This window comes from Ramlibacter albus (genome assembly GCF_014297445.1).
Lineage (GTDB): Bacteria > Pseudomonadota > Gammaproteobacteria > Burkholderiales > Burkholderiaceae_C > Ramlibacter > Ramlibacter albus.
The window spans coordinates 598,850-624,063 of the sequence record NZ_JACORU010000001.1 but is presented as its reverse complement, the minus strand read 5'-3'; the positions used below and the strand labels follow the sequence as shown (position 1 = coordinate 624,063).

The window sequence follows — 25,214 nt, the reverse complement described above, 5'->3', positions numbered from 1 at the left end:
TCACTTCTTCTTTTTCTTCGCGGGCTCGGCTTCGCCCGTGCGCGGCTGCATCGGCAGCGAGATCCACAGGTACTGCTGGTCCATGTAGAACAGCGGGTAGTCCTTCTCGCGGATGATCACCCCCGCGTTGTCGCCGCCGCCGCGCATGTCGTGGAAGTCGAAGTACACCGGCAGCGGCTTCTTCGCCGCGAAGTTCTTCAGCAGCGCCTTCACGATCGCCGCCTCGCCGTTCTGGCCCTTCACGTTGGACTTCTGGCGGCGCAGGTTGGCCAGGTAGGCGTAGAAGCGGTTCTTGGCCTCGTGGTTGGCGCCGTTGCCCAGGTGCAGCGCCATCGCGCTGGTGCGCAGCGAGCGGCCTTCCTTGAAGATGCCGAACTCCTTCTGGATCGCCGCCATCTCCTCGATGCCGCCGAACTGGTCCTTGCTGCCGTGCGGCGGCGCGAAGCGCACGTTCAGGTCGTCCAGCATCGTGCCGACGTAGACGTCGTGCTCCTTCATGAAAAAGCCCATGGGTCCTCGACTCCTCGTTGAAAATTTGTGCGGGGAGTGTAAGGGCTACTGCAGCTACTGCACCGGCGGCAGCGGCTGGCCGTTGATCCACATGCGCGCGACCTGCGGCGACGCGGCGCTCGTGCCGACCATGCGCACGAGTGCGCCGCTGCGGCTGCCGGCGGCATTCACGCCGGGCAGCTGCGCGTTCTCGTCGCTCGGCGCCTGCGCGGAGGGCACCTTGCGCACCTGGGGGCGCTGCGGCCGCGACGCATCGGGGTCGGGCTCGCGCGGCGAGTAGTGCGCCCAGTACTCGGGGTCGGCCGCCGGCAACCCGACGCGCGTGCCACCCGCGGACCGCACGCCGTGGCCGGTGGCGATGCTGTTGAAGTTGCCGCTGCGGCGGATGAGCGTGGGATTGGACGGGTGGTCGATGAAGCTGCCCGGGTTGCCGCTCGTGTCGTACAGCGCGTCCTCGAAGTGCGACTGCCGCGCGCCTGCGCGCGTGCCGACGGCCACGTCGTCGCGCTCGACGTAGGCGTCTATCGTCGCGTCCTGCTTGCCGCGGTTCACCAGTTCGATGTCCCACCGGCCCGATGGCGCCAAGCCCGCCCCGCTGTCGAACGAGTGCGTCGGCGCGAGCGCGAGCAGCGCGCAGGTGCCGAGCTTGCCGGTCGCGGCACGTTGCGGGTAGATCAGCGTGGCCAGCGGCACCGTGCCGCTGCCCGTCCACACACCGCCTTCGCCGATGCGCATCGCAGGCAGCGCAGTGCCACCCGGCGGCGTGACGACGATCTCCACGTCCTTGCAGCCGTCCTGGATCCACAGCTCGACGAAGCTTTGCGTGATGTCGTCCGGCTGCACCTGCCAGTGCAGCACGCAGCGGTCGCCGGCGGCCAGCGTGACGTTCGCGTGCGTGCGTTGCTGGTAGCTGTTGCCGGCGGCCAGCGTCACCGCGAGGCGCGCGCCTTCCTCGGCGCACAGCGCCGCCATCGCTTGCTCGAGCACCGACGTGCCGTCGTGCGGGCCCGCGATGGTGCCGAAGCTGATGTTCGCGGAGATCCGCGCCGTCGGCGCGCAGCGCCGCAGCACGTACATCAGGCCGTCCAGCACGTGCACGTTGAGCGAACCACCCGAGGTGTCCTTCACCGTGTCGTAGTCCAACTGCACGGCCACCAGCGCGGCGCGGCTCGCCGCGTCGTTCGCCAGCGCCCAGCTCGGGGGCGCGCCGTAGTGGGGCGGCACGCCGGCGATGCGCGAGGCCAGCGCGTACGGGCCGGCCGCAAGGTCCGCAACGTGCGAGCCGTGGCTCACGGGCGTGTCGAGCGTGTGGAAGCGCAGCTCGCCCGACGGGTGCTTGTCGCCGAGCGTGGACAGCCCGAGCTGCGTGTAGACGCGGCCCTCGTCGACCAGCCCATTGAAGATGTTGGCGCCGATCACCTTGTCGATGTCGGCTGCACTTTGTTCGTGGCCGTAGCCGAAGCCGTCGGGCACGGTGCCGCGGCCTGCTTCGTCCTGTCGCCAGAAGTACTGCGTGCGCGACTTGCGGTTCGCCAGGAAGGCCGCGTTCGCGAGCGCGAGGCTGTCGTCGATGATGGCGACGACGTCGCCTTGCACCTGCGCTGGGCCGCTTGCCTGCGACGACTTCGCCTGCGTCCCGGCTCGCGCGGCGCGCGAGCTGCCGGGCGGCGTGGCTTGGGGCTCGTCCGTGTATTGGGCCGCTGGCAGCCCGAGCTCGATGCGCTCGACGAGCTGCGCGAGTCGCCCGTTGTCGACCGCCTGGAAGAACGCCGGCGCCGCCCGACCCGTGGCGAAGCGCGGTGCGGGTGTTCGCTGAAGGTAAGCGTCGGGCACCCACAGCGAGCCCGCCGGCGCGGCGCCGAGGAGTTGCGCGAGGGTCGTACCTGCCTTCAGTTCGAACGCGATCGGCAACCGTTTGGGACTGGCGTTCCTGTACCCCGCGAAGTTGTCCGTCTCCGCCCACACGAGGTACGGGTCCCAGCCGTCGAGCGCGCCCTTGCGCGACCAGTCGATGCCGGTGAAGCAACCGCGCGGCAGCTTCTGCCAGGTCATGCCGCTACCACTCGGCTTGCGCTTTTGCCCACATGAACTGCAGCAGCGGCGACACCGGTATGGCGCCCGCCACCGGCCCGTACTGGTAGTAGCCCGATGCGTTGTTCGTCATGGAAACGCGCAGGTCGAAGTCCAGCGGCGCGCCCCCAGCCTGCTGGAACTGCGTGCCGTCGAAGCCGCGCTGCTGCAGCGGCGCGCCGTTGCACCGCGCGACGAAGAAATCGGCGATGGCCGCGCCGAGCAAGCGGCCCACGGCCGTGTCCACCGGGTAGTGCAGCCCCGCCACCGTGCGGTTGACGGCGATGCGCGCGGCCTGCCGCTCCAGTTGCTCGGCGTAGATCGCGCCGTTCGGCAGCAGCGCCTGCAGCACCGCGGAGACCGCGAACGCTTCGGTGCTGTGCCCGCTCGGCCAGCTCGCATGGCCGGGCGTCGGGATCATCGGCTGCACCTGCGGCGACAACTCCACGGCGCGCTGCACGGCGAATTCGTGCTTCAGCCGCATCTCGATGTGCGAGGCAAGCGACAGCAACAGTCCCATGAGTTCCACTGTGTACTTGTGCCGATGCGCCGTAAGGCCGATCACCGAGGCCCAGAACGGCACCTGCGGCACCATCTGCGTGAGCACTTCGCTGCCGCGGTCGCTGCGCAGCTCGCCGTAGTTCGAGACGAGCCAGAGCTGCTGCTGCACGATCGCGGGCGTCGGGCGCGTCAGCGTGGCAAGCGTCAGCGGCTGCGCACCGGCCTTGTTGACATCGACGAAGCCCACTTGCATCGTGTCATTGCCCTGCTGCCGGAACGCGATGCCGGCCAGCGCTTCGAGCTCGCAGATCTCCATGCGCGGGCCGCTCGCCCACTCGGCAAGGCGTGCGGGATCGTTCAGCGGCGGCATCACGACGGGCACCACCGGCCCCTTGAAGGGCCCGGCCAGCGCCGCGCGGCTCTGCGTCAACGCGTTCGCCACCATCGGGTCCGCATCCGCCGGCGCGGCCGACCAGCCGCCCTGCGCGGCCGCCCCGCTCCAGCCCCCGGCGCCGCTCCAGCCGCCGGCGGCGCTCCAACCACCGGCGCCGCTCCAGCCGCCGGCGCCACTCCATCCTCCGAGCGCGCCCATGGGCACTCCTCCTGTTTTACGCCGTGTTACAGCGCCCGGACGACTCTAACCGAATGAGGAGGAAGGGGCCAGTGATGCAGTGCGCAGGTTTTCTTCAGGCGGCGCGAAGGCTTTCGGCCGCCGCATGCAGCCGCAGTTGCGCGCCGGCCGAAAGCCCGCGCAGTTGCCGCGCCGCCGCATCGCGCGGGATCGCGCCCATGGCGAAGCCCACCGTCTCCCAGCTCGGGATGCCGAACATGATCGTGCCGCCCATCTGGTAGGGCACGAGGTCGGCCAGCCGCGGCGTGCGCGTTGCGAAGGCGCGCTTGAGGTCGCGGTAGCGCGGCGTCTGCGCGGCCGCGGCGGCGTCGCGCCAGAACGCTGTGTCGCTGCGCACGGTGTCGTAATGCATCAGGAGGAAGTCCAAGATGCCGTCCCACGCGTTCGACACCTCGCGGTTGAACTGCGCGATGGAGGACTCGGCCACCACGTGGTGCGTGTCCTGCACCAGGTTGCCGAAGAAGCTGAGCTGGTAGAGGGTGTGCGCGATCGAGGTCGCTTCCAGCGGCTCCACGAAGCCGGCAGCCAGGCCGACCGCGAGCACATTCGATTCGAGGCAGCGCGCGAGCCGCCCGGCGCCGAAGCGCAGCCGGTTCACGGGCTCGATCTCGCAGCCCCAGTGCGCGCGCAACTCCGCCAGCACGCCCGCCTCGTCGATATGCGCGGTGCTGTAGACGTAGCCGCAGCCCAGGCGCCCCTGCGTCGGGATCACCCACATCCAGCCGGACTTCATCGCGTGCGACATCGTCAGCAGCGGCGGGTGCGCGTCGCGGTGCGGCAGCATGAAGGGCAGCGCCGCATCGAGCAGCAGGTTCTGCGCGAAGGATTCCCACGGCACGCCGAGCGCCTTGCCCGCGATCACGCGCGCAAGGCCGGACGCGTCGACCCAGAAATCCGCTTCGAGCCGGCCTGCGTCGCTTTCGAGCGCGGTCACACGGCCCGCGTCCATGACCACCTGCTTCACGCGCCCTTCGATGCGCTTGACGCCGCGCGCCTCGGCCTCGCCGCGCAGGAAACGCGCCAGCGCCCGCGCGTCGAAGTGGTAGGCGTAGGCCTCGCGCGGATGCATGTCGAGCCACGCCAGCACCTCCTGCTGCGAGGCTCCGCGTTCCACGAGCGCCTGCACCGCGGGGTAGCGCTCCAGCGGCAGGCCCTCGCTCATCAGCCAGGAGCTCAGGGGGTAGAAGCCTTGCTCGGCCCAATCGAGCAGGCTCGTGTCGCCGCGCACGGTGGAGAAGAGGTGGTGGTAGCGGTCGTCCGCGGCGCCCGTGCGCCAGCCGTCGAAGCGCACACCGAGTTTCACCGTCGACTGCGTCGCCGCCATGAAGCGCTCGCGGTCGATGCCGTAGCGCTGCAGCGCGAGGTTGAAGTTGGGGATGCTGCCTTCGCCGGCGCCGATGATGCCGATCTGCTCCGACTCGATCAGCGTCACCTCCACCTGCGGGCCGAACGCGTGGCGCATCTCCAGCGCGGCGAACCAGCCCGCGGTGCCGCCGCCGACCACCACCACGCGCTTCGCGTTCGCAAGGTCAAGCATCGGTCACTCCGGCACGCCGGCCATGCGCAGTGCTTCGGCGAAGAGCCGGCCCTGCTCGGAGAACCCGCCGCCCTGGCGGCGCGCACGGAACACCGAAACGGTGAACTCCGGCGCCAGCTGCATCAGCCGCGTCGCCTGCATGCGCGCCTCTTCGATGCGACCCGCCATCGCCAGCGCGATCGTCAGCGCGCGATGCGTCGAGATGTGCGTCGTGTTCGATTTGAGCGAGCTGCGCGCAAGCTCCACCGCGCGGTCGTATTGGCCCGCCGAGAGGTGGATCGACGCGGCGAGCGACTGGAAGAAGTAGCGCGCCGGGTCCAGCGGCGACAGCGCCAGCGCCGTGTCCACTTCGGCGAGCGCGGGGCCGGGCTGGCCGGTGAAGCCATGCAGCATGCCCATGAACAGCCATGCGAGCGACTCGTTCGGGTTGAGCTGCAGCGCCATGCGGTAGCGGTCCAGCGCGCCGTCGAAGTCCTTCAGCAGGTTGCAGCGCACGAAGCCGTCCATGGTGAGCGCGAGTGCCGACTTGCCGTCGATGTCGAGCGCGCGGTTGGTGTGGCCGAGCGCCCGCTTCGCCGTGTCCTCGACGTTGCCGCTCCAGCCTTGCTCCACCTGCAGCACGTGCCACTTGGCGAGCCACGCCAGCAGCTCGGCATGCCGCGGGTGGCGTTCGAGCAGCAGGTTGAGCAGGTCCTGCGCGCGGAAGAAGTCGTTGCGCGCGGTGCGATGCATCAGCGTCACGGCGCCGAGCATCAGCGAGTGGCTTTGCAGGGTGGGCAGCCGCTGGCTGAGCGCCTTCTGCACCTCGGCGTCGAGGATGGCGTTGTGGGCGGCCGAGGCCAGCTCGTGCGACAGCTCGCTTTCCACCTGGAGCAGGTCGCCGACCTCGGCGTTCAGCCGCTTGGACCAGCGCACCTCGCCGCTTTGCGCATCGGCGAGCTCCGCCATCACCAGCAGCTTGTCGCCGCTGGCGACGTAGCTGCCGTGCAGCAGGTAATGCGCGCCGAGGTGCCGCTCGATCTCGAAGGGCGCGACGTCGCGGCCGCGGAACACGGTGGCGGACAGGCGCGAGATCACGCGCAGGTCGGGCGTGCGCGACAGCTGCGCGATCACGTGGTCGGCGATCAGCTCGCCGATCGCGAAGTGGTGCTCGCCGGTGCTGCGCGCGTCGAACGGGATCACGGCGACGGTGGGCTTGCGCGCTTCGCCGTCCGTGGGCGCCGTCGGTTCCGGCCGCTCGGCGCCCGGCTCCTCCAGCCGGTAGATGCGCACCGGCTGCGACACGTGCTTGAGGTAGCACTCGCCCAGGTCCTCGAGGTCGGCGTCCAGCCCTTCGGCCAGCTCGTCGCGCACCGCGACCGTCGCGACCACCTCGCCGGGGCCGGCCTGCGCGGCCACGCGCGCGGTGAGGTTGACGCCGATGCCGTAGATGTCGTGGTCGTCGCGCACGAACTCGGCGCGGTGCACGCCGATGCGCAGGTGCATCTGCCGCTCGGGCGGCAGCCCCGCGTTGGCTTCGCGGCTGATGCGGCGGATCGCGAACGCGGCTTCAGCGCCCGCGCGTGCGTCGGGAAACTCCAGCATCAGCCCGTCGCCCAGGCTCTTGACCATGCGGCCGCCATGCGGGGGCAGCACCTCGTCCAGCACGCGCTTGACCAGCGCATGCCAGCGCGCCACCGTGCCCGCCTCGTCCAGCTCCATCAGCCGGACGGACTCGACGATGTCGGTCACCACCAGCACCTTCGACTGCGGCGGCAGCGCGAAGGCGGCAAGTGGGTCGGTGTCGGCAGTGGGGGCGGGGGTGGGCGGGGGATGCATGCGCGCCCCCATTTTCAGCGAGCGCGCCGCAGCCGCCGCTGACGGTGTCGCCCGCCTGCAACGGACGTGCGAACCCGGTGTGCGCTCCCTACGAGTTGGCTTCCAGCACGCCGCGCCGCATCTGGTCCAGCTCCATGGTTTCGAACAGCGCCTTGAAGTTGCCCTCGCCGAAGCCTTCGTTGCCCTTGCGCTGGATGAACTCGAAGAAGATCGGCCCGAGCTGGTTCTCGCTGAAGATCTGCAGCAGCAGCTCGCCAGGTTGCCCGTCCACGAGGATGTTGCGCGCCTGCAGGGCTGCCACGTCTTCCTGCAGGTTCGGGATGCGCCTGGGCAGCAGCTCGTAGTACGTGTCGCTCGTGTCCAGCAGCTTGATGCCGTTGAACTGCAGCGCGTCGACGCTGTCGTACAGGTTGGTCGAGCCCAGCGCGATGTGCTGGATGCCTTCGCCGCGGTACATGTCCAGGTACTCCTGGATCTGCCCGGACTTCTCGTTGCCCTCTTCGTTGATCGGGATGCGGATCTTCCCGCAGGGGCTGGTCATCGCCTTGCTCTTCACGCCCGTGGCCTGGCCCTCGATGTCGAAGTAGCGCACCTCGCGGAAGTTGAAGAAGCGCTCGTAGAAGTCCGCCCATTCCTTCATGCGGCCGCGGTGCACGTTGTGCGTGAGGTGGTCGATGTAGGTCAGGCCGATGCCCGCGGGGTTCAGTTCGGCGTCGGGCAGCGGCTCGAAGTCCACGTCGTAGAAGCCGATGTTGCCGATCTCGCCTTCCTTGCGGCCGTTCTTGCCGCGCCAGCGGTCCACCAGGTAGATCAGCGAGTCGCCGATGCCCTTGATGGCGGGGATGTTCAGCTCCCCCGGGCCCGCTTGCCCCGCGTAGCCCCACGCGCCCAGCGACACGGCGCGCTCGTACGCAGCCTTCGCGTCCTGCACGCGGAACGCAATGGCGCAGATGCTGGGCCCGTGCAGGCGCGCGAAGCGCTGCGCGAACGAGTCGGGCTCGGCGTTGATGATGAAGTTGATTTCGCCCTGCCGGTACAGGAGCACGTTCTTGTGGCGGTGCCGCGCGACGGGCTTGAAGCCCATGCGCTCGAACAGCTCGCCCATGGCCTTGGGGTCGGGCGCGGCGTACTCGATGAACTCGAAGCCGTCGGTGCCCATGGGGTTCTCCCAGGCGGTGAATTTCTGCATGCGGTGTCTCCGTTGAACAGGCGGTTGCCCGCACTTTAGGGCCGCCCGCCTTCAGGATGGCGCCGTTTTGCGGCTGATTTCGCGGGCTGTTTGCAGTAAAGTTGCGTCATGGCCGAAACTGACGCACTCGACAAGCTCGATCGGGCCATCCTGCGCCACCTGCAGGCGAACGGCCGCGAAACCTACGACCAGATCGGCGCCGAGGTCGGCCTGTCGGCCAGCGCGGTGCTGCGGCGCGTGAAGCGCCTCGAGGAGACGGGCGTCATCGACCGCTACGTGGCGCTCGTGAAGCCCGAATCCGTCGGCCTGGGGCTCACCGCTTACCTGAACGTGCGCCTCGAAAAACACACCGAGCACCACAAGCGCAACCCGATGGACGCCTTCAGCGCCGCGGTGCAGACGTGGCCCGAGGTCGTGGAATGCGCCGCGCTCACCGGCGAGATGGACTTCATGCTGCGTGTGCTGGTGGCCGACATGGCGCACTACAGCCGGTTCATCATGGAGACGCTGCTGAAGCACCCCAGCGTGCAGGACTGCAAGACGAGCTTCCTGCTCAGTCGCATCAAGGCGACGACCGCGGTGCCGGTTTAACCCATTGGTGTTCATTCGGTCGTAGGTAGACCTACCTGCCTAGGCCTCCAGGTGACAAAAGTCGCTTGGCAGATCAGGGTGAACCCTTAAATTGAGGCCATGGCTTCCGTGCAATCCCCCGTCGTCGTCCCGATCCGCTCGCTCGGCCCCGGCCACCGCGAGCGCATCGCCGCGCATTTGCTCGCGCTGGACGAACACGACCGCTACCTGCGTTTCGGCTACGCCGCCAACGACGAACAGGTGCAGCGCTACGTCGACACGCTCGATTTCGAGCGCGACGACATCTTCGGCATCTACAACCGCAACCTCGAACTCATCGCGATGGCGCACCTGGCGTTCATCGTGGACGCCAAGTCACCCAACTGCGCCGAGTTCGGCGTATCCGTGCTGAAGAAGGCGCGCGGGCGCGGCTACGGCCAGCGCCTGTTCGAACGCGCGTCGGTGCACGCGCGCAACGAAGGGGTGGACATGCTGTTCATCCACGCGCTGTCGGAGAACCACGCGATGATCGCCATCGCTCGCAAGGCCGGCGCCAAGCTGGAGCGCTTCGGCGGCGAAACCGACGCCTACCTGCGCCTGCCGCCCGCCACGATCGACACGCGCATGACCGAGCTGCTGGACGAGCAGCTCGCGCAGACGGACTACCGCCTCAAGCAGCAGGCCAAGCAGTTCTGGGATTTCCTCGCGGGCCTGCAGGAAGTGCGCCGGGGCGTCAGGGAAGGCCGACACCGCTCCGGACAGTAGAGCTACACCGGGGCGGCGGAGGTCGGGTATCCTAACCCTCCCTCCACTCCCGCCGCCAGGCTGTGTCAGACCCCCACCCTGCGCGCCATGCGCAAGACAAGCAGGACAAACGCACTTTCCTGCAGAAAGTCGCCGAGTTCATCCACCCCGGGCCCGACTCGAAGGCCGAGCTGATCGAAACACTCGCGGACGCCGAGGACAACGACGTCATCGGCGCCGAGTCGCGCATCATGCTCGAAGGCGTGATCCGCATGGCGGACCAGACGGCCGGCGACGTGATGGTCGCGGCGCCGCGCATGGACATGATCGACATCGACGCGCCGTATGACGAGATCCTCGGCATCGTCATCGACACGGCGCACTCGCGCTTCCCGGTCTACGAGAAGGAGCGCGAGAACATCATCGGCATCCTGCTCGCCAAGGACCTGCTCAAGTTGCAGCGCGCCCCGGAGCTGAACCTGCGCGCGCTGCTGCGCCCGCCGTCCTTCATCCCGGAAAGCAAGGGGCTCAACGACCTGCTGCGCGAATTCCGCGGCAACCGCAACCACCTGGCCATCGTCATCGACGAGTTCGGCCGCATCGCGGGGCTGATCACCATCGAGGACGTGCTGGAGCAGATCGTCGGCGAGATCGAGGACGAGTTCGACATCGACGACGACAGCGCGGGGGACATCTTCGCGCTGGCCGACCGCACCTACCGCGTGAGCGGCGACACGGCGCTCGAGCGCGTGAACGAGGCCTTCGGCGTCCACCTCAAGCCGAGCGACGAGGACCAGGAGTTCGACACCATCGGCGGCCTCGTGGCGCACGAGATGGGCCACGTGCCCAAGCGCGGCGAGTCGCTCGTGCTGGGCGGGCTGGAATTCGCGGTGATGCTCACCAAGGGTGGGGCCGTGCGCTGGTTCAAGGTGTCCCCGGTCGCGGGCGACGGCAAACCCGCTTGAACGCGCAGGGCGTCCGCCGCGCGATACCCGTTGCAGCGCTCGTCGCCGGGCTGCTGCACGCCATTTCCATCGCCGACTGGTGGGCCGGGCAGCCGCGCTGGTGGCTGCAGGTGTTCTCGCTGGCGCTCCTGGCCGGGATGGTCGGGCGCGCCGAATCCGTGCGCGCGGCGGCCATTCGCGGCTGGGCGTTCGCCATCGCATGGCTCGCAGGCACCTTCTGGTGGCTGTTCATCTCGATGCACGTGTACGGCGGGCTGCCGTCGCTGCTGGCCGTGCTGGCCGTGCTCGCGCTGGCCGCTTTCCTGGGGCTCTACTACGCCGCGGCGGCCGCAGCCTTTGCGCGCTGGGCGCGCGGCGGCAAGGTGGCGCGGGCGCTGATGTTCGCCTGCCTGTGGCTCGCCGCGGAGTTGATGCGAGCGAGCTGGTTCACCGGTTTCCCGTGGGGCGCGAGCGGCTACGCCCACGTCGACGGGCCGCTGGCGTTCCTGGCGCCGTGGATCGGCGTGTACGGCATCGGCTTCGTGGCGGCGCTGGTCGCCGGCGGGCTCGCGTTCTCCACCGAAAAGCTCGGGCCAGGCAAGTGGCGCACTTCGGGCTGGGGGCTGCTCATCCCGGTCGTGCTGCTCTTCATGCCCAAGGGTGCGTACGTTCCCGAGGGCCCGGCCGGCAAGCCGCTCACGGTGGCGCTCCTGCAGGGCAACATCCCGCAGGACGAGAAGTTCCAGGGCGGCAGCGGCATCCCGGTCGCGCTGCGCTGGTACGGCGAGCAGCTGCGCGCGGCGAAAGCGTCCCTCGTGGTTGCGCCGGAAACCGCGATCCCCCTGCTGCCGCGCCACCTCGGGGGCTACTGGGAGCCGCTGGTTGCCGACCTGTCGAAAGGCGACAAGGCCGCGATCATCGGCATCCCGCTGGGCAGCCTGCAGGAGGGCTACACCAACTCCGCCGTCGGGCTGAAACCCGGTGGCGGCCGCGAGTACCGCTACGACAAGCACCACCTCGTGCCCTTCGGCGAGTTCATCCCGCCGCTGTTCAAGTGGTTCACGCAGATGATGAACATCCCGCTGGGCGACTTCAACCGCGGCGCGGTGCAGCAGCCCTCGTTCGAGTGGCAGGGCGAGCGGCTGGCACCCAACATCTGCTACGAGGACCTGTTCGGCGAAGACCTCGCCGAGCGCTTCACCGACAGCCGGGCCGCGCCCACGATCTTCGTCAACATCAGCAACATCGGCTGGTTCGGCGACACGGTGGCCATCGACCAGCACCTGCAGATCAGCCGCATGCGCGCGATCGAGTTCGCGCGGCCGATGATCCGCGCCACGAACACGGGCGCCACGGTGGTCATCGACCACGCGGGCCGCGTGACGCACTCGCTGCCGCGGCTCACCCGGGGCGTGCTCACGGGCACGGTGGCCGGCTGGCGCGACACCACGCCCTACGTCGAGTGGCTCTCGCGCTTCGGCCTGTGGCCGCTGTGGCTGCTGGCCTTGGGCGTGCCGGTCCTGCTGGCGAGGCGGCGCCCGTAAAATCGAGGGTTTTCCCGCCACGCCATGCTCACTTTCCAGCAACTCATCCTGAAGCTCCAGTCGTACTGGGACCAGCAGGGCTGCGCGCTGCTGCAGCCCTACGACATGGAGGTGGGCGCGGGTACTTCGCATACCGCCACCTTCCTGCGCGCCATCGGCCCCGAGCCGTGGAAGGCCGCATACGTGCAGCCCAGCCGCCGCCCGAAGGACGGCCGCTACGGCGAGAACCCCAACCGGCTGCAGCACTATTACCAGTACCAGGTGGTGCTCAAGCCCGCGCCCGCGAACATCCTCGAGCTGTACCTGGGCTCGCTCGAAGCGCTCGGCTTCGACCTGAAGAAGAACGACGTGCGCTTCGTCGAGGACGACTGGGAGAACCCCACGCTGGGTGCCTGGGGCCTCGGCTGGGAGGTGTGGCTCAACGGGATGGAGGTCACGCAGTTCACCTACTTCCAGCAGGTCGGCGGCATCAACTGCAAGCCGATCACCGGCGAGATCACCTACGGCCTCGAGCGCCTCGCGATGTACCTGCAGGGCAAGGAAAGCGTGTACGACCTCGAATACGCGCCGGGCATCAAGTACGGCGACGTCTTCCACCAGAACGAGGTGGAGCAGAGCGCCTACAACTTCGAGCACAGCAACGTGGATTTCCTGCTCTCGGCCTTCGCGGCGCACGAGAAGCAGGCGCAGTACCTGATGGAAAAGCAACTGGCCCTGCCGGCGTACGAGCAGGTGCTCAAGGCCGCGCACACCTTCAACCTGCTGGACGCGCGCGGCGCGATCAGCGTGACCGAGCGCGCCGCGTACATCGGGCGCATCCGCAACCTCGCGCGCGCGGTGGCGCAGGCGTACTACGAGAGCCGCGAGCGCCTCGGGTTCCCGATGGCGCCGCGCGAATGGGTGGGCGACATGCAGAAGAAGGCGGCCTGAGATGTCGAAGAACCTTCTCGTCGAACTCTTCGTCGAAGAGCTGCCGCCCAAGGCGCTGCGCAAGCTGGGCGATGCCTTCGGCGCCGTGCTGCACGAGCAGCTGAAGGCGCAGGGGCTCGCCACGGGCGAGTCGAAGCTCACGACGTTTGCGTCGCCTCGCCGCCTTGCCGCGCACGTCACGAACGTCGCGCCGCAAGCGGCGGACAAGGCCGTGTCGCAGAAGCTGATGCCGGTGTCCGTCGGCCTCGATGCTTCGGGCAAGCCCACGCCCGCGCTGTTGAAGAAGCTGCAGGCGGTCGGCGCCGACGAATCCGCCGTGCCGAAACTCAAGCGCCAGATGGACGGCAAGGCCGAAGCGCTGTTCTACGACAGCACGGCCAAGGGCGCCACGCTCGCCGAGGGCCTGCAGAAGGCGCTGAACGAAACCATCGCCAGGCTGCCGATCCCCAAGGTCATGACCTACCAGCTGGCCGACGGCTGGACGGACGTGAAGTTCGTGCGCCCCGCGCACTCGCTCGTCGCGCTGCACGGCGCGGACGTCGTACCGGTGCAGACGCTGGGTCTGCAGTCGGGTCGCTCGACCCAGGGCCATCGCTTCGAATCCAAAGGCACCGTCACCTTCGCCGATGCGGACAGCTATGCCGCATCGCTGGAGAAGGACGGCGCGGTCGTTGCCGGCTTCGATGCGCGTCGCAACGAAATCGCGAAGCAGCTCGCCGACGCGGCGGCGAAGGTCGGCGGCGGCGCCAAGGCGATCGAAGACGACGCGCTGCTCGATGAAGTGACAGCGCTGGTCGAGCGCCCCAACGTCCTCACCTGCGAGTTCGAACAAGAGTTCCTCGAAGTGCCGCAGGAGTGCCTCATCCTCACGATGAAGGCGAACCAGAAGTACTTCCCGCTGTTGGACGCGCAGGGCAAGCTCACCAACCGCTTCCTCGTCGTCAGCAACATCCGCCCCGCGGATCCGAGCGCGGTGGTGCAGGGCAACGAGCGTGTCGTGCGCCCGCGCCTGGCCGACGCCAAGTTCTTCTTCGACCAGGACCGCAAGAAGACGCTGGAGTCGCGCGTCGCGGGCCTGGCCAAGGTCGTGTACCACAACAAGCTGGGCACGCAGGGCGAGCGCGTCGAGCGCGTGCGCGCCATCGCGCGCTTCATCGGCGAGAAGATGGGCGGCGATGTGCTCGCCAAGGCAGCCGACACCGCCGCACGCCTCGCGAAGGCCGACCTGCTGACCGACATGGTCGGCGAGTTCCCGGAGCTGCAGGGCATCATGGGCCGTTACTACGCCCAGCACGACCAGCTGCCCGGCGACATCGCGGATGCCATCGAGGACCACTACAAGCCGCGCTTCGCCGGCGACGAGCTGCCGCGCAACGACGTCGGCATCGCCGTCGCGCTGGCCGACAAGCTCGAAACGCTGGTCGGCATGTTCGGCATCGGCAACCTGCCGTCCGGCGACAAGGACCCGTTCGCGCTGCGCCGCCACGCGCTGGGCGTGGTGCGCATGCTCATCGAGCGCGGGCTCGACCTCGAACTGCCCGCGCTCGTGAAGGCCGCGAGCGACACCTTCGGCAAGCTGCTGCCCGATGCGGCCGCGAGCAACGGGCAGGCGATGCAGTTCATCTACGAGCGCATTGGCGGGTATCTCCGCGAGCAGGGCTGGTCGCCGGCCGAAGTGGAGGCCGTCATCTCCGTCCACCCGCCGTGGAAGCAGATCCGCCCGCGCCTCGAGGCCGTGCGTGCGTTCGCCGCGCTGCCCGAGGCGCCGGCGCTCGCCGCCGCCAACAAGCGCATCGGCAACATCCTCAAGAAGTCCGAAGCCGCGGTGGACGCGCACGTGAGCGAAGTCCTTTTGAAGGAAGACGCCGAGAAGGCGCTTTACACCGCCACCCAGAAGATCGGCCCTCAGGCGCGCACGCAGTACGAGTCCGGCGACTACACCGCGTCGCTCAAGACGCTTGCCGCACTGCGCGAACCCGTGGACGCCTTCTTCGACGGCGTGATGGTCAACGCTGAAGAGGCTGACCTGCGCCTGAACCGCCTCGGCCTGCTGGCCACGCTGCACCAGGCGATGAACAGGGTGGCGGACCTGTCGCGGCTGGCGACCTGAGCGCCACAGCGGGATAATCTGCCGAATGAACAGGCAGCAGCAGATCGACGAATTCCTGGTGCAAGCGCATCGGCTCGCGGTCGTACGCCTGAGGGAGCATCCGGAGCGCTTGGGCGATGTCGCTGCATTGATGGATCGTTGGCGCCAACTCAATGGATCGACGCGGGCTGACGTTTATCGCGACGAGTGGGATGAGCTGATTGCTGAAGGCGTCGATGCGATAGAGCGCGTAGTCTGTGCGGACACCGAGCATGCCGCCGTCCTTCGGAGCGTATCGCCCATTTCGGTCCTCATCACGCAGCAGGAGCGCGGCGAAATGTTGCGCCGGGTTCGCCAGGCAAGATGAACCGCGAGGAAGTCGAGCATGTCCTGCGTGCGGCAGCCGCGATCACCAAGGAGCGGTCTTTCGTCGTCGTTGGCAGTCAGGCCATCCTGTTGATCTACCCGGACGCGCCGGCCGAGCTGCGCGCATCGAGGGAGCTCGACCTGTACCCGGCCTTGCACCCGGAGAAGGCCGACCTGATCGACGGCGCGATCGGCGCCCTGTCGAGCTTCGACGAAACTTTCGGCTATCACGCAGACGGTGTGGGCCCCGAGACCGCCGTGATGCCTCCGAGCTGGCAGCAGCGCAGCCAGCTCGTCTACATTGACGATGTGACAGTTATCTGCCCCGAAGTCCATGACCTCGCCGTCTCGAAGTGCGTCGCCGCTCGCGAGAAGGACGCCGAGTTTGTGCGCGCCCTGTTCTCGCATCGAATGATCGACCTCGACACTCTACTCGGCCGCATTTCCGAGCTGGGCGCTTCGCAACCGGTGGCGAGTATCACGGCCTGGGCACGTCGACGCGCGCAGGAGGCACGCAGCGCATGAAACTCGTCATCCTCGACCGCGACGGCACGATCAACGTCGACAGCGACGAGTTCATCAAGTCGCCGGAGGAATGGCAGCCGCTGCCCGGCTCGCTGGAAGCCATCGCCAAGATGAACCACGCCGGCTGGCACGTCGCGGTGGCGTCCAACCAGTCGGGCCTCGGGCGCGGCCTGTTCGACGTGGCTTCGCTCAACGCCATCCACGCCAAGATGCACAAGGCCGTCTCGGCGGTGGGCGGCCGCATCGACGCCGTGTTCTATTGCCCGCACAGCCCCGACGAAGGCTGCAACTGCCGCAAGCCGCTGCCGGGCCTGTTCGAGCAGATCGGCGAGCGTTTCGGCGTGGACCTCAAGCTCGTCCCCGTAGTGGGCGACACGCTGCGCGACCTGCAGGCCGGCGCGCTCGTGGGATGCCCCACGCACCTGGTCTTCACCGGCAAGGGCGCCGCGATGCGCGGGCGCCCGCTGCCGATCGAATACCCGGCCGGTACGATGGTCCATGAAGACCTCGCGGCTTTCGCCGACTGGCTGATCGCGCGCCCGCCGGTGCTGCGCCCCCCGATGCAATAACAACGAAGTCCATGGCCCTCCTGCGCTCCATCGTCCACCTGCTGTGGATGTTCGTCACGGTCGTGCCCTGGGGCACGTACATGGTGATCTCGTCGATCTGGAAGCGCGGCATCCCGCTGTACTGGGACGCGCGCCGCTGGCTGGCGATGGCCATGTACGGCCTGCGCGCCATCTGCGGCGTGCAGTGGCGCGTGAGCGGCTACGACAACCTGCCCCTCGGCGAGAAAAGCCCCGCCATCCTGCTCGTCAAGCACCAGTCCACGCTGGAAACCTTCCTGATGCCGGTGCTGATGCCGCATCCACTGGCCTACGTGTTCAAGAAGGAGCTGCTCTACGTCCCCTTCTTCGGCTGGGCGATGGGGCGGCTGGACATGATCCACATCGACCGCAGCCAGCGCGCGCAGGCTTTCTCCAAGGTGGTGGCGCAGGGCAAGGAGCTGCTCGCGCAGGGCATCTGGATCATCATGTTCCCCGAGGGAACGCGCATTCCGCGCGGGCAGAAGGGCGTGTACAAGCATGGCGGCACGCGCCTGGCGGTGGAGACGGGCGCGCCGGTGATCCCGATCGCGGTGACGTCGGCCAAGTGCTGGCCGCGCAAAGCGATCGTGAAGCGGCCGGGCATCGTCGACGTGTCCATCGGCAAGCCGATCTCCAGCGTGGGCCGCGACCCGGACGACCTGCTGCGCGAAGTGGAAGCGTGGATCGAATCGGAAATGAGAAGGCTCGATCCCGAGGCCTACGTTCACGAAGGCGCCGTAAACTAGCGCCCCATGCAGTCCCCGTTTCAGCTCCTCTTCGATTTCTTCGACGAGCCGAAACCTTCCCCCACCCACGCACCGCGCGTCGTCGCAGCCCCCGCCGGCCCGCCCGCAGAGCCGCTGGACAGCGTGCTCACGCCCGAGTGCTTCCGCCACCCGGACGCCAACCGCGAAGTGCTGCTGGGTGAAGTGCTCGTGGCGTACGAATTCCGCCGCGCACGCCGCCGCAACATCGGCTTTTCCGTCGGCCCCGAAGGGCTCACGGTCAGCGCGCCCAAGTGGGTCACGCTGTCCGAGATCGACACCGCCGTGCGTTCCAAGGCCAAGTGGATCGTCGCCAAGCTCGAACAGGCGCGCGAACGCCGCGAGCGCATCGAGGCCGCGCGCATCGAATGGAAGGACGGCGCGAGCTTCCCCTTCCTCGGCGAGACGGTCATCGTGGTGCTCGACCCGCGCTGCGACCAGACCGGCGTGCTCAACACCGGCGCCGAGGCGCTACCCGGCGTGCCGCACCTCACGCTGCACCTGGGCCTGCCGCAAACGGCCACGGGCGCGCAGATCCGCGACACGGTGCAGGCCTGGCTGATGCGGCAGGCGCGCCGCATCTTCACCGAGCGGCTGGAGCACTACGCGCCGCAGCTCGGCGTGCAATGGCGCAAGCTGTCGCTCTCCAGTGCCGGCACGCTGTGGGGCACGGCACATTCGGACGGGTCGATCCGCCTGAACTGGCGGCTCGTGCATTTCAGGCTCGCCGTGATCGACTATGTGGTCGCGCACGAGCTGAGCCATTTGCGCGTCATGGACCACAGCCCGCGCTTCTGGGACACCGTGCGCTCCGTCGTCCCCGACTACGCGCAATTGCGCGGACAATTGAAGGACGAGGCGCTGCCCGCCTGGTAGCAGCCCGGAACACAGGGAGGTTCCGTTGCCAAGCCGTGCTTACGCCGTGCTCGACACGGTGCTCGACACGATGCAGGAAGGCGTGGTCGCGGTGGACCCGCAGGGCGCCGTGCTGATGCACAACCGCGCCGCGTCGCGCATGTTCCAGCTGGCGGGCGAAGTGCCCGCGGCTGCCGAGTGGCCCGCGCGCTTCGGCCTCTACGTGCGCGAAGGCGAGCAGCTTTGCGTCCCGCAGGACACGCCCTTTGCCCGTGCGCTGCGCGGCGAGGCCGGGCACATGGTGCTGCTCGTGCGCAACCCGCTGGCGCCCGCGGGGCGCCTGCTGCGCTGCGACTACCGGCCGCTGGAGAACACGACTCGGGACACTTCCGGCGGCCTCGTCGTGTTCAACGACATCACCGAGCTGGAGCGCGCCCAGTCCCACGTCACGGGCCTCGAGGCGGCGCAGCGCGCGCTGCGCGACACCAACCAGGAGCTCGAGGCGTTCTCGTATTCCGTGTCGCACGACCTGCGTGCGCCGCTGGGCGCCATCGGCGGCTTCAGCGCTGCGCTGGCCGACCGGCTGGGCGACGTGGCGGACGAGAAGTCGCGGCACTACCTCGCGCGCATCCGCGCGAGCGTCGACCGCATGGAGCAGCTGATCGAGGGCCTGCTGGGGCTCTCGCGCCTCACGCGGGTGGCGCTCGACATCGTGGACGTGGACCTCTCGGCGCTGGCGCGCGAGGTGGTCGAGGGCCTGCAGGACCAGGCGCCCGCACGCCAGGTCGACGTGGTCATCGAGGAGGGCCTCGTCGCGCATTGCGACCTGCGCCTGATGCGGGTGCTGCTCGGCAACCTCCTGGGCAACGCATGGAAATTCACGTCGCGCAACGAGACCTCGCGCATCGAGCTCGGCCGCGACGACGCGCAGGGCGCCTTCTTCGTGCGCGACAACGGCGTCGGCTTCGACATGGCGCACGCCGGCAAGCTGTTCTCCGCGTTCCAGCGCCTGCACATCGAGGCCGAGTTCCCCGGCACCGGCATCGGCCTCGCCACCGTGCGGCGCATCGTGGCGCGCCACGGCGGGCGCGTGTGGGCCGAGTCGCAGCCGGGCAACGGCACCACCGTCTGGTTCACCTTGTCTGATTGACGTTAACGTAAACGTCAGATGTAATCGGCCCTGACATGGGCCCGGGCAGCAACACCACCTACACGATCAGCGACCTCGCGCGCGAGTTCGACCTCACCACGCGGGCGATCCGGTTCTACGAGGACATGGGCCTGCTGCAGCCCACGCGCTCGGGGCCGGGCGGGCGCAACCGCGTCTACAGCTCGCGCGACCGCACGCGTCTGAAGCTCACGTTGCGCGCCAAGCGCCTGGGCCTCTCGCTGACTGAGGCCAAGGACATCATCGACATGTACGACAGCCCGCGGGACACCGGCCCGCAGCTGAAGAAGTTCCTCACCATCCTGGCGCAGCACCGCGCGCAGCTGGAGGAGCAGATGGCAGAGCTGCAGGCCAACCTGGACGAGGTGCGCACGCACGAGAAAGAGGCGCGGGCGCTGCTCGCCAAGGCCGCCAAGACCGCCTGACTTCACGCGGCGGCCGGGATCGGCCATAATTGACGTTTACGTAAACGTCAACTCCCCGGCCACAACCAGGAGACCCCGCATGCAACTCCCCGGCCTCGACTTCCAGCTCGGCGAAGACATCGACGCCCTGCGCGACACCGTCGCTTCCTTCGCCCAGGCCGAGATCGCACCGCGCGCGGCCGAGATCGACCGAAGCGACCAGTTCCCGATGGACCTGTGGCGCAAGATGGGCGAGATCGGCGTGCTGGGCATCACCGTGCCGGAGGAGTACGGCGGCGCCAACATGGGCTACCTCGCGCACATGGTGGCGATGGAGGAGATCTCGCGCTCATCCGCCTCCATCGGCCTGTCCTACGGCGCCCACTCCAACCTGTGCGTCAACCAGATCAAGCGCAACGGCAGCGATGCGCAGAAGAAGAAGTACCTGCCCAAGCTGATCTCCGGCGAGCACGTCGGCGCGCTTGCGATGAGCGAGCCGGGCGCGGGCAGCGACGTCATCTCGATGAAGCTCAAGGCCGAGGACAAGGGCGGCTACTACCTGCTCAACGGCACCAAGATGTGGATCACCAACGGCCCCGATGCCGACACGATGGTGGTGTACGCGAAGACCGAGCCCGAGCTGGGCGCGCGCGGCGTCACGGCGTTCATCGTCGAGAAGGGCATGAAGGGCTTTTCCACGGCGCAGAAGCTGGACAAGCTGGGCATGCGCGGCTCTCACACGGGCGAGATGGTGTTCAACAACGTCGAAGTGCCCGCGGCCAACGTCCTCGGGTCGCTGAACGGCGGCGCGAAGGTGCTGATGTCCGGTCTCGACTACGAGCGTGCGGTGCTCGCCGCCGGCCCCATCGGCATCATGCAGGCCGTGATGGACAACGTGGTGCCCTACATCCACGACCGCAAGCAGTTCGGCCAGAGCATCGGCGAGTTCCAGCTCATCCAGGGCAAGGTGGCCGACATGTACACCGTGCTGCAGGCGGGCCGCGCCTTCTGCTACACGATCGGCAAGAACCTTGACATGCTGGGCGCCGAGCACGTGCGGCAGGTGCGCAAGGACTGCGCCTCGGTCATCCTGTGGTGCGCCGAGAAGGCCACGTGGATGGCAGGCGAGGGCATCCAGATCTTCGGCGGCAACGGCTACATCAACGAGTACCCGCTCGGGCGCCTGTGGCGCGACGCCAAGCTGTACGAGATCGGCGCGGGGACGTCGGAGATCCGCCGCATGCTGATCGGGCGCGAGTTGTTCGCCGAAACCATGTAAGGGCCCGCGGCATAGCACAATAGCTCTCATGCCCGACATCCAGATCCACGACCTCTTCGCCCACAACCGTGCCTGGGCCGCGCAGATGGAGCGCGACCGGCCCGGTTTCTTCACCAGCCTCGTCAAGCAGCAGACGCCCAAGTTCATGTGGATCGGCTGCAGCGACTCGCGTGTGCCGGCCAACCAGATCACGGGCCTGGAGCCCGGCGAGGTGTTCGTCCACCGCAACGTCGCGAACGTGGTCGTGCACTCCGACCTCAACGCGCTCTCCGCGATCCAGTTCGCGGTGGACATGCTGAAGGTGGAGCACATCATGGTGGTGGGCCACTACCGCTGCGGCGGCGTGCTGGCGGCGCTGAACAACCAGCGCGTGGGCCTGGCCGACAACTGGATCCGCCATATCCAGGACGTGCGTGACCGCCACCGCGGCATCCTGGAGAACATCGCGCCGGAAAAACGCGGCGACGCGCTGGTGGACCTGAACGTGATCGAGCAGGTGGTGAACGTGTGCGTCAGCACCGTGATGACCGACGCGTGGGCCAAGGGCCAGAACGTCACCATCCACGGCTGGGCCTTCGGCGTGCACGACGGCCTGTTGCAGGACCTGCACATGACCGTGTCCAGCCACGACTCGATCGAGCCCGTCTACCGCGCCGCCATCGAAGGCGTGATGGCGACGCATTCCTAGCCATGTTCCCGCAGCGCCTCGACTCGCCCCAGGCCTACGACATCGCCAAGGCGATGCTCGACGGCTTCAACCGCCACTACCGGCTGTTCCGCACCGAGTCCGCGCGCGCCAAGCACCGCTTCGAGACGGCGGACTGGCACGGCCAGCAGCGCGCGCAGCGCGAGCGCATCCAGTTCTACGACCTGCGCGTGAAGGAGGCGACGCTGCGCCTCGAAAAGGAATTCAAGGCGGGCGAGCAACCGATGGAGGTGTGGCAGCAGGTCAAGCTGCACTACATCGGCCTCCTGATCGACCACCACCAGCCGGAGCTGGCGGAGACCTTCTTCAACTCGGTCACCACCAAGATCCTGCACCGCACGTATTTCCACAACGACTTCATCTTCGTGCGGCCGGCGGTGAGCACGGAGTACATCGAGAACGACGAGCCGGCCGCAACGCCCACCTACCGCGCGTACTACCCGACGGCCGAGACGATGCACGAGACCATCGTTCGCATCGTCGACAACTTCCGCCTCGGCCGCGCGTTCGACAACCTGGAGCGCGACGCGAGCTTCGTGCTCGAAGCCATGAGCGGGCGCCTCGCGCAGGTCCGCCTGCGCGCGAATTTCCAGATCCAGGTGTTGTCGTCCTTGTTTTTCCGCAACAAAGGCGCCTACGTGGTCGGCAAGATCATCAACGGTTTCAACGAACTGCCGTTCGCCTTGCCGATCCTGCACAACAAGTCCGGAAAACTGATCATCGACGCCTGCCTGTTCGGCGAGGACGACCTGCAGGCGCTGTTCTCCTTCGCCCGCGCGTACTTCATGGTGGACATGGAAGTGCCGGCCGCGTACGTGCAGTTCCTGCGCTCGCTCATGCCGCGCAAGCCGCGCAACGAGATCTACAACGCGCTCGGGCTCGCGAAGCAGGGCAAGACGCTCTTCTACCGCGACTTCCTCTACCACCTGAAGCACAGCAGCGACAAGTTCCGCATAGCGCCGGGCATCAAGGGCATGGTGATGCTGGTGTTCGACCTGCCGTCGTTCCCGTACGTCTTCAAGCTCATCAAGGACTACTACCCGCCGCAGAAGGACACCACGCGCGAGCAGATCCAGGGCAAGTATTTGCTCGTGAAGCAGCATGACCGCGTGGGCCGCATGGCCGACACGCTGGAGTACAGTGAAGTGGCCTTCGACCGCGCCCGTTTCGACGAGGAGCTGCTCGCGGAGATCCAGAAGTTCGCGCCGAGCCAGCTGGAGATCTCCGACCGCGACGGCGACGGGATGGAAGAGGTGGTCATCAAGCACCTGTACATCGAGCGCCGCATGATCCCGCTGAACATCTACCTGCAGGAGGCGTTCGACTCGAACGCCCACGAGCAGATCGAGCGCGCGGTCATCGAGTACGGCAACGCCATCAAGGACCTCGTGGCCGCCAACATCTTCCCCGGCGACATGCTGTGGAAGAACTTCGGCGTCACGCGCAACGGCAAGGTGGTGTTCTACGACTACGACGAGATCGAGTACATCACCACCTGCAACTTCCGCAAGGTCCCCGAGGCCCGCAACGAGGAAGACGAGCTTTCGGGCGAGGTCTGGTACAAGGTCGGCCCGCACGACATCTTCCCGGAGACCTTCGGGCCTTTCCTGCTGGGCAACGACGCGGTCAAGGAGGTGTTCCTCAAGCACCACGGCGATTTGCTGGACCCCGAGTTCTGGCAGAAGCACAAGGAACGCATCCAGGCGGGGCACGTGCACGACGTGTTCCCGTACGAGCGCGACAAGCGCTTCGTGCGCAAGCTGCAGCCGCAGCCCGAGGCCGCGAATGTATGAGCGCCCGGGACGCATGGGAACTGGCGAGCTTCGTCGTCACCGCGCTGGGCCTGCCATTCGCCATCCTCTTCTTCGCGTGGGAGCAGCGCAAGGAGCGCGACAACGAGGACGAGGAGCAGTACCAACTGCTTTCCAACGCGTACAACGACTTCCTCAAGATCGTGCTGGCCAACCCGGACCTGCACCTGCGCACCAACGAGCCGCTGCCCCAGCCCACGACGGAGCAGAACGAGCGCATGCTGGTCATCTTCGACATGCTGATCTCGCTGTTCGAGCGCGCCTACCTCGTCGCTTACAAGCCCCGGATGAACGAAGCCGAGGCGCGGCGCTGGAACAGCTGGGACGACTACATGCGCGAGTGGTGCCGCCGCGAGGACTTCCACAACGCCCTGCCGCTGCTGCTGCGCGGCGAGGACGCCGCTTTCCAGGACTACATCCGTCGCATCGCGTCTGAAGAGCGCGGCGCGATCATCCTTCCATCTTCAGGAGCAACACATGGCTGAATCCATCGTCATCGTCGGCGCCGCCCGCACCCCCATGGGCGGCTTCCAGGGCGACTTCTCTTCCCTCGCCGCGCACGACCTGGGTGGCGCCGCGATCCGCGCCGCCGTCGAGCGCGCCGGCATCCCGGGTGACTCGGTCGGCGAAGTGGTGTTCGGTAACTGCCTCATCGCCGGCCAGGGCCAGGCACCCGCGCGGCAGGCGGTCTTCAAGGCCGGCCTGCCCAAGAGCACCGGCGCCGTCACCATGAGCAAGATGTGCGGCAGCGGCATGAAGGCCGCGATGTTCGCGCACGACATGCTGCTGGCCGGCACGCACGAGATCATGGTGGCGGGCGGCATGGAGAGCATGACCAATGCGCCGTACCTCATGCTCAAGGGCCGGGGCGGCTACCGCATGGGCCACGACAAGATCTACGACCACATGATGCTGGACGGCCTGGAAGACGCTTACCAGCCGGGCCGCAGCATGGGCACGTTCGGCGAAGACTGCGCCGCGAAGTACAAGTTCTCGCGCGAGGCGCAGGACGCTTTCGCAACGGCATCGGTGGTGCGCGCGAAGAAGGCCACGGAGTCGGGCGCGTTCGCGGCCGAGATCACGCCCGTGACGGTGAAGGACCGCGCGGGCGAGCGCGTCGTCGCCATCGACGAAGGCCCGGGCAAGGTCAAGCTGGACAAGATCCCGCAGCTCAAGCCCGCGTTCAAGAAGGACGGCACCATCACGGCAGCATCTTCTTCTTCGATCAACGACGGCGCAGCGGCGCTGGTGATGATGACCGAGAGCACCGCCAAGCGCCTCGGCGCCAAGCCGCTCGCGCGCATCGTGGCGCACACCACGCACGCGCAGGAGCCGGAGTGGTTCTCCACCGCGCCGGTCGGCGCGACCCAGAAGCTGCTGGCCAAGACCGGCTGGAAGGTCGGCGACGTGGACCTGTGGGAAGTGAACGAGGCGTTTGCGGTGGTGCCGATGGCGCTGATGGAGGAGCTGAAGATCTCGCACGACATCGTGAACGTGAACGGCGGTGCGTGTGCGCTCGGTCACCCGATCGGCGCCTCCGGCGCGCGGATCATGGTGACGCTGATCCACGCGCTGAAGGCGCGTGGTGGCAAGCGCGGTGTGGCGACGCTGTGCATCGGTGGTGGCGAGGCGACGGCTGTCGCGATCGAGCTGGTTTGACGCTCGCTCAGGC

The 25,214-nt window shown here is 67.9% G+C and carries 24 protein-coding genes; 18 read left to right on the top strand and 6 right to left on the bottom strand.

All coding sequences use genetic code 11. The features are described from left to right. The 6 genes from H8R02_RS02850 to hppD all read right to left on the bottom strand — a co-directional run bounded on the left by H8R02_RS02850 (nucleotide 1) and on the right by hppD (nucleotide 8,256). The gene (locus H8R02_RS02850; RefSeq protein ID WP_187079829.1) at nucleotides 1-510 is read right to left on the bottom strand and encodes a hypothetical protein; all 510 of its coding nucleotides are present in this window, start codon (nucleotides 508-510) and stop codon (nucleotides 1-3) included. 54 nt (nucleotides 511-564) lie between these two features. Beyond that, entirely contained in the window at nucleotides 565-2,562 is a 1,998-nt protein-coding gene (locus H8R02_RS02845; protein WP_187079828.1) for a S8/S53 family peptidase, read from the bottom strand. A gap of 4 nt (nucleotides 2,563-2,566) precedes the next feature. Then, nucleotides 2,567-3,673 (bottom strand): phosphatase PAP2 family protein, encoded by a 1,107-nt coding sequence (locus H8R02_RS02840; protein ID WP_187079827.1) that lies wholly within the window; start codon nucleotides 3,671-3,673, stop codon nucleotides 2,567-2,569. 94 nt (nucleotides 3,674-3,767) lie between these two features. Beyond that, a complete protein-coding gene (locus H8R02_RS02835) occupies nucleotides 3,768-5,249 on the bottom strand; it encodes a tryptophan halogenase family protein (protein WP_187079826.1) in 1,482 nt (493 codons plus the stop codon). 3 nt (nucleotides 5,250-5,252) lie between these two features. Beyond that, on the bottom strand, nucleotides 5,253-7,067 hold the full coding sequence (locus tag H8R02_RS02830) for an adenylate/guanylate cyclase domain-containing protein (RefSeq protein ID WP_187079825.1): 1,815 nt from the start codon (nucleotides 7,065-7,067) through the stop codon (nucleotides 5,253-5,255). An 88-nt stretch (nucleotides 7,068-7,155) separates the two neighbouring features. Next, nucleotides 7,156-8,256 carry a 4-hydroxyphenylpyruvate dioxygenase gene (hppD, locus tag H8R02_RS02825; RefSeq protein ID WP_187079824.1) on the bottom strand — a complete coding sequence of 367 codons (1,101 nt, stop codon included), beginning with the start codon at nucleotides 8,254-8,256 and terminating at the stop codon, nucleotides 7,156-7,158. 108 nt (nucleotides 8,257-8,364) lie between these two features. Here hppD and H8R02_RS02820 point away from each other — a divergent pair, with 108 nt between their 5' ends. From H8R02_RS02820 to H8R02_RS02735, 18 genes are all read left to right on the top strand, one after another. After that, entirely contained in the window at nucleotides 8,365-8,847 is a 483-nt protein-coding gene (locus H8R02_RS02820; RefSeq protein ID WP_187079823.1) for an Lrp/AsnC family transcriptional regulator, read from the top strand. Between the two features lie 99 nt (nucleotides 8,848-8,946). Next, on the top strand, nucleotides 8,947-9,591 hold the full coding sequence (locus H8R02_RS02815; RefSeq protein ID WP_187079822.1) for a GNAT family N-acetyltransferase: 645 nt from the start codon (nucleotides 8,947-8,949) through the stop codon (nucleotides 9,589-9,591). 62 nt (nucleotides 9,592-9,653) lie between these two features. Continuing rightward, nucleotides 9,654-10,535 carry a CorC family transporter gene (locus H8R02_RS02810; RefSeq protein ID WP_187079821.1) on the top strand — a complete coding sequence of 294 codons (882 nt, stop codon included), beginning with the start codon at nucleotides 9,654-9,656 and terminating at the stop codon, nucleotides 10,533-10,535. Continuing rightward, complete coding sequence (gene lnt / locus H8R02_RS02805) at nucleotides 10,532-12,058, top strand: apolipoprotein N-acyltransferase (RefSeq protein ID WP_187079820.1); 1,527 nt, start codon at nucleotides 10,532-10,534, stop codon at nucleotides 12,056-12,058. The genes H8R02_RS02810 and lnt overlap by 4 nt, the downstream gene beginning before the upstream one ends. Before the next feature lie 24 nt (nucleotides 12,059-12,082). Beyond that, the gene (glyQ, locus tag H8R02_RS02800) at nucleotides 12,083-12,988 is read left to right on the top strand and encodes a glycine--tRNA ligase subunit alpha (RefSeq protein ID WP_187079819.1); all 906 of its coding nucleotides are present in this window, start codon (nucleotides 12,083-12,085) and stop codon (nucleotides 12,986-12,988) included. Nucleotide 12,989: 1 nt separating this feature from the next. Further along, nucleotides 12,990-15,098 (top strand): glycine--tRNA ligase subunit beta, encoded by a 2,109-nt coding sequence (glyS, locus tag H8R02_RS02795; RefSeq protein ID WP_187079818.1) that lies wholly within the window; start codon nucleotides 12,990-12,992, stop codon nucleotides 15,096-15,098. Nucleotides 15,099-15,123: 25 nt separating this feature from the next. Further along, on the top strand, nucleotides 15,124-15,444 hold the full coding sequence (locus H8R02_RS02790; protein WP_187079817.1) for a hypothetical protein: 321 nt from the start codon (nucleotides 15,124-15,126) through the stop codon (nucleotides 15,442-15,444). Beyond that, nucleotides 15,441-15,968 carry a DUF6036 family nucleotidyltransferase gene (locus tag H8R02_RS02785; protein ID WP_187079816.1) on the top strand — a complete coding sequence of 176 codons (528 nt, stop codon included), beginning with the start codon at nucleotides 15,441-15,443 and terminating at the stop codon, nucleotides 15,966-15,968. Before H8R02_RS02790 ends, H8R02_RS02785 begins: the two co-directional genes overlap by 4 nt. Then, on the top strand, nucleotides 15,965-16,537 hold the full coding sequence (gene gmhB, locus H8R02_RS02780; RefSeq protein WP_187079815.1) for a D-glycero-beta-D-manno-heptose 1,7-bisphosphate 7-phosphatase: 573 nt from the start codon (nucleotides 15,965-15,967) through the stop codon (nucleotides 16,535-16,537). Before H8R02_RS02785 ends, gmhB begins: the two co-directional genes overlap by 4 nt. Nucleotides 16,538-16,548: 11 nt before the next feature. Beyond that, the gene (locus tag H8R02_RS02775; RefSeq protein WP_187079814.1) at nucleotides 16,549-17,301 is read left to right on the top strand and encodes a lysophospholipid acyltransferase family protein; all 753 of its coding nucleotides are present in this window, start codon (nucleotides 16,549-16,551) and stop codon (nucleotides 17,299-17,301) included. A gap of 6 nt (nucleotides 17,302-17,307) precedes the next feature. After that, nucleotides 17,308-18,195, top strand: a complete 888-nt coding sequence (locus H8R02_RS02770; RefSeq protein ID WP_187079813.1) for a M48 family metallopeptidase — start codon at nucleotides 17,308-17,310, stop codon at nucleotides 18,193-18,195. A gap of 25 nt (nucleotides 18,196-18,220) precedes the next feature. Next, the gene (locus H8R02_RS02765; protein ID WP_187079812.1) at nucleotides 18,221-19,324 is read left to right on the top strand and encodes an ATP-binding protein; all 1,104 of its coding nucleotides are present in this window, start codon (nucleotides 18,221-18,223) and stop codon (nucleotides 19,322-19,324) included. A 35-nt stretch (nucleotides 19,325-19,359) separates the two neighbouring features. Further along, on the top strand, nucleotides 19,360-19,767 hold the full coding sequence (locus H8R02_RS02760) for a MerR family transcriptional regulator (RefSeq protein WP_187079811.1): 408 nt from the start codon (nucleotides 19,360-19,362) through the stop codon (nucleotides 19,765-19,767). A 79-nt stretch (nucleotides 19,768-19,846) separates the two neighbouring features. Then, nucleotides 19,847-21,025 (top strand): isovaleryl-CoA dehydrogenase, encoded by a 1,179-nt coding sequence (locus tag H8R02_RS02755; RefSeq protein WP_187079810.1) that lies wholly within the window; start codon nucleotides 19,847-19,849, stop codon nucleotides 21,023-21,025. A gap of 28 nt (nucleotides 21,026-21,053) precedes the next feature. Next, nucleotides 21,054-21,713: a carbonate dehydratase gene (gene can, locus H8R02_RS02750; protein WP_187079809.1), complete on the top strand. Its 660-nt coding sequence runs from the start codon at nucleotides 21,054-21,056 to the stop codon at nucleotides 21,711-21,713. A gap of 2 nt (nucleotides 21,714-21,715) precedes the next feature. Continuing rightward, complete coding sequence (gene aceK, locus H8R02_RS02745) at nucleotides 21,716-23,524, top strand: bifunctional isocitrate dehydrogenase kinase/phosphatase (RefSeq protein ID WP_187079808.1); 1,809 nt, start codon at nucleotides 21,716-21,718, stop codon at nucleotides 23,522-23,524. Then, entirely contained in the window at nucleotides 23,521-24,027 is a 507-nt protein-coding gene (locus H8R02_RS02740) for a hypothetical protein (RefSeq protein WP_187079807.1), read from the top strand. The genes aceK and H8R02_RS02740 overlap by 4 nt, the downstream gene beginning before the upstream one ends. Continuing rightward, the gene (locus H8R02_RS02735) at nucleotides 24,020-25,201 is read left to right on the top strand and encodes an acetyl-CoA C-acyltransferase (RefSeq protein ID WP_187079806.1); all 1,182 of its coding nucleotides are present in this window, start codon (nucleotides 24,020-24,022) and stop codon (nucleotides 25,199-25,201) included. Before H8R02_RS02740 ends, H8R02_RS02735 begins: the two co-directional genes overlap by 8 nt. The last annotated feature ends 13 nt before the right edge of the window (nucleotides 25,202-25,214 follow it).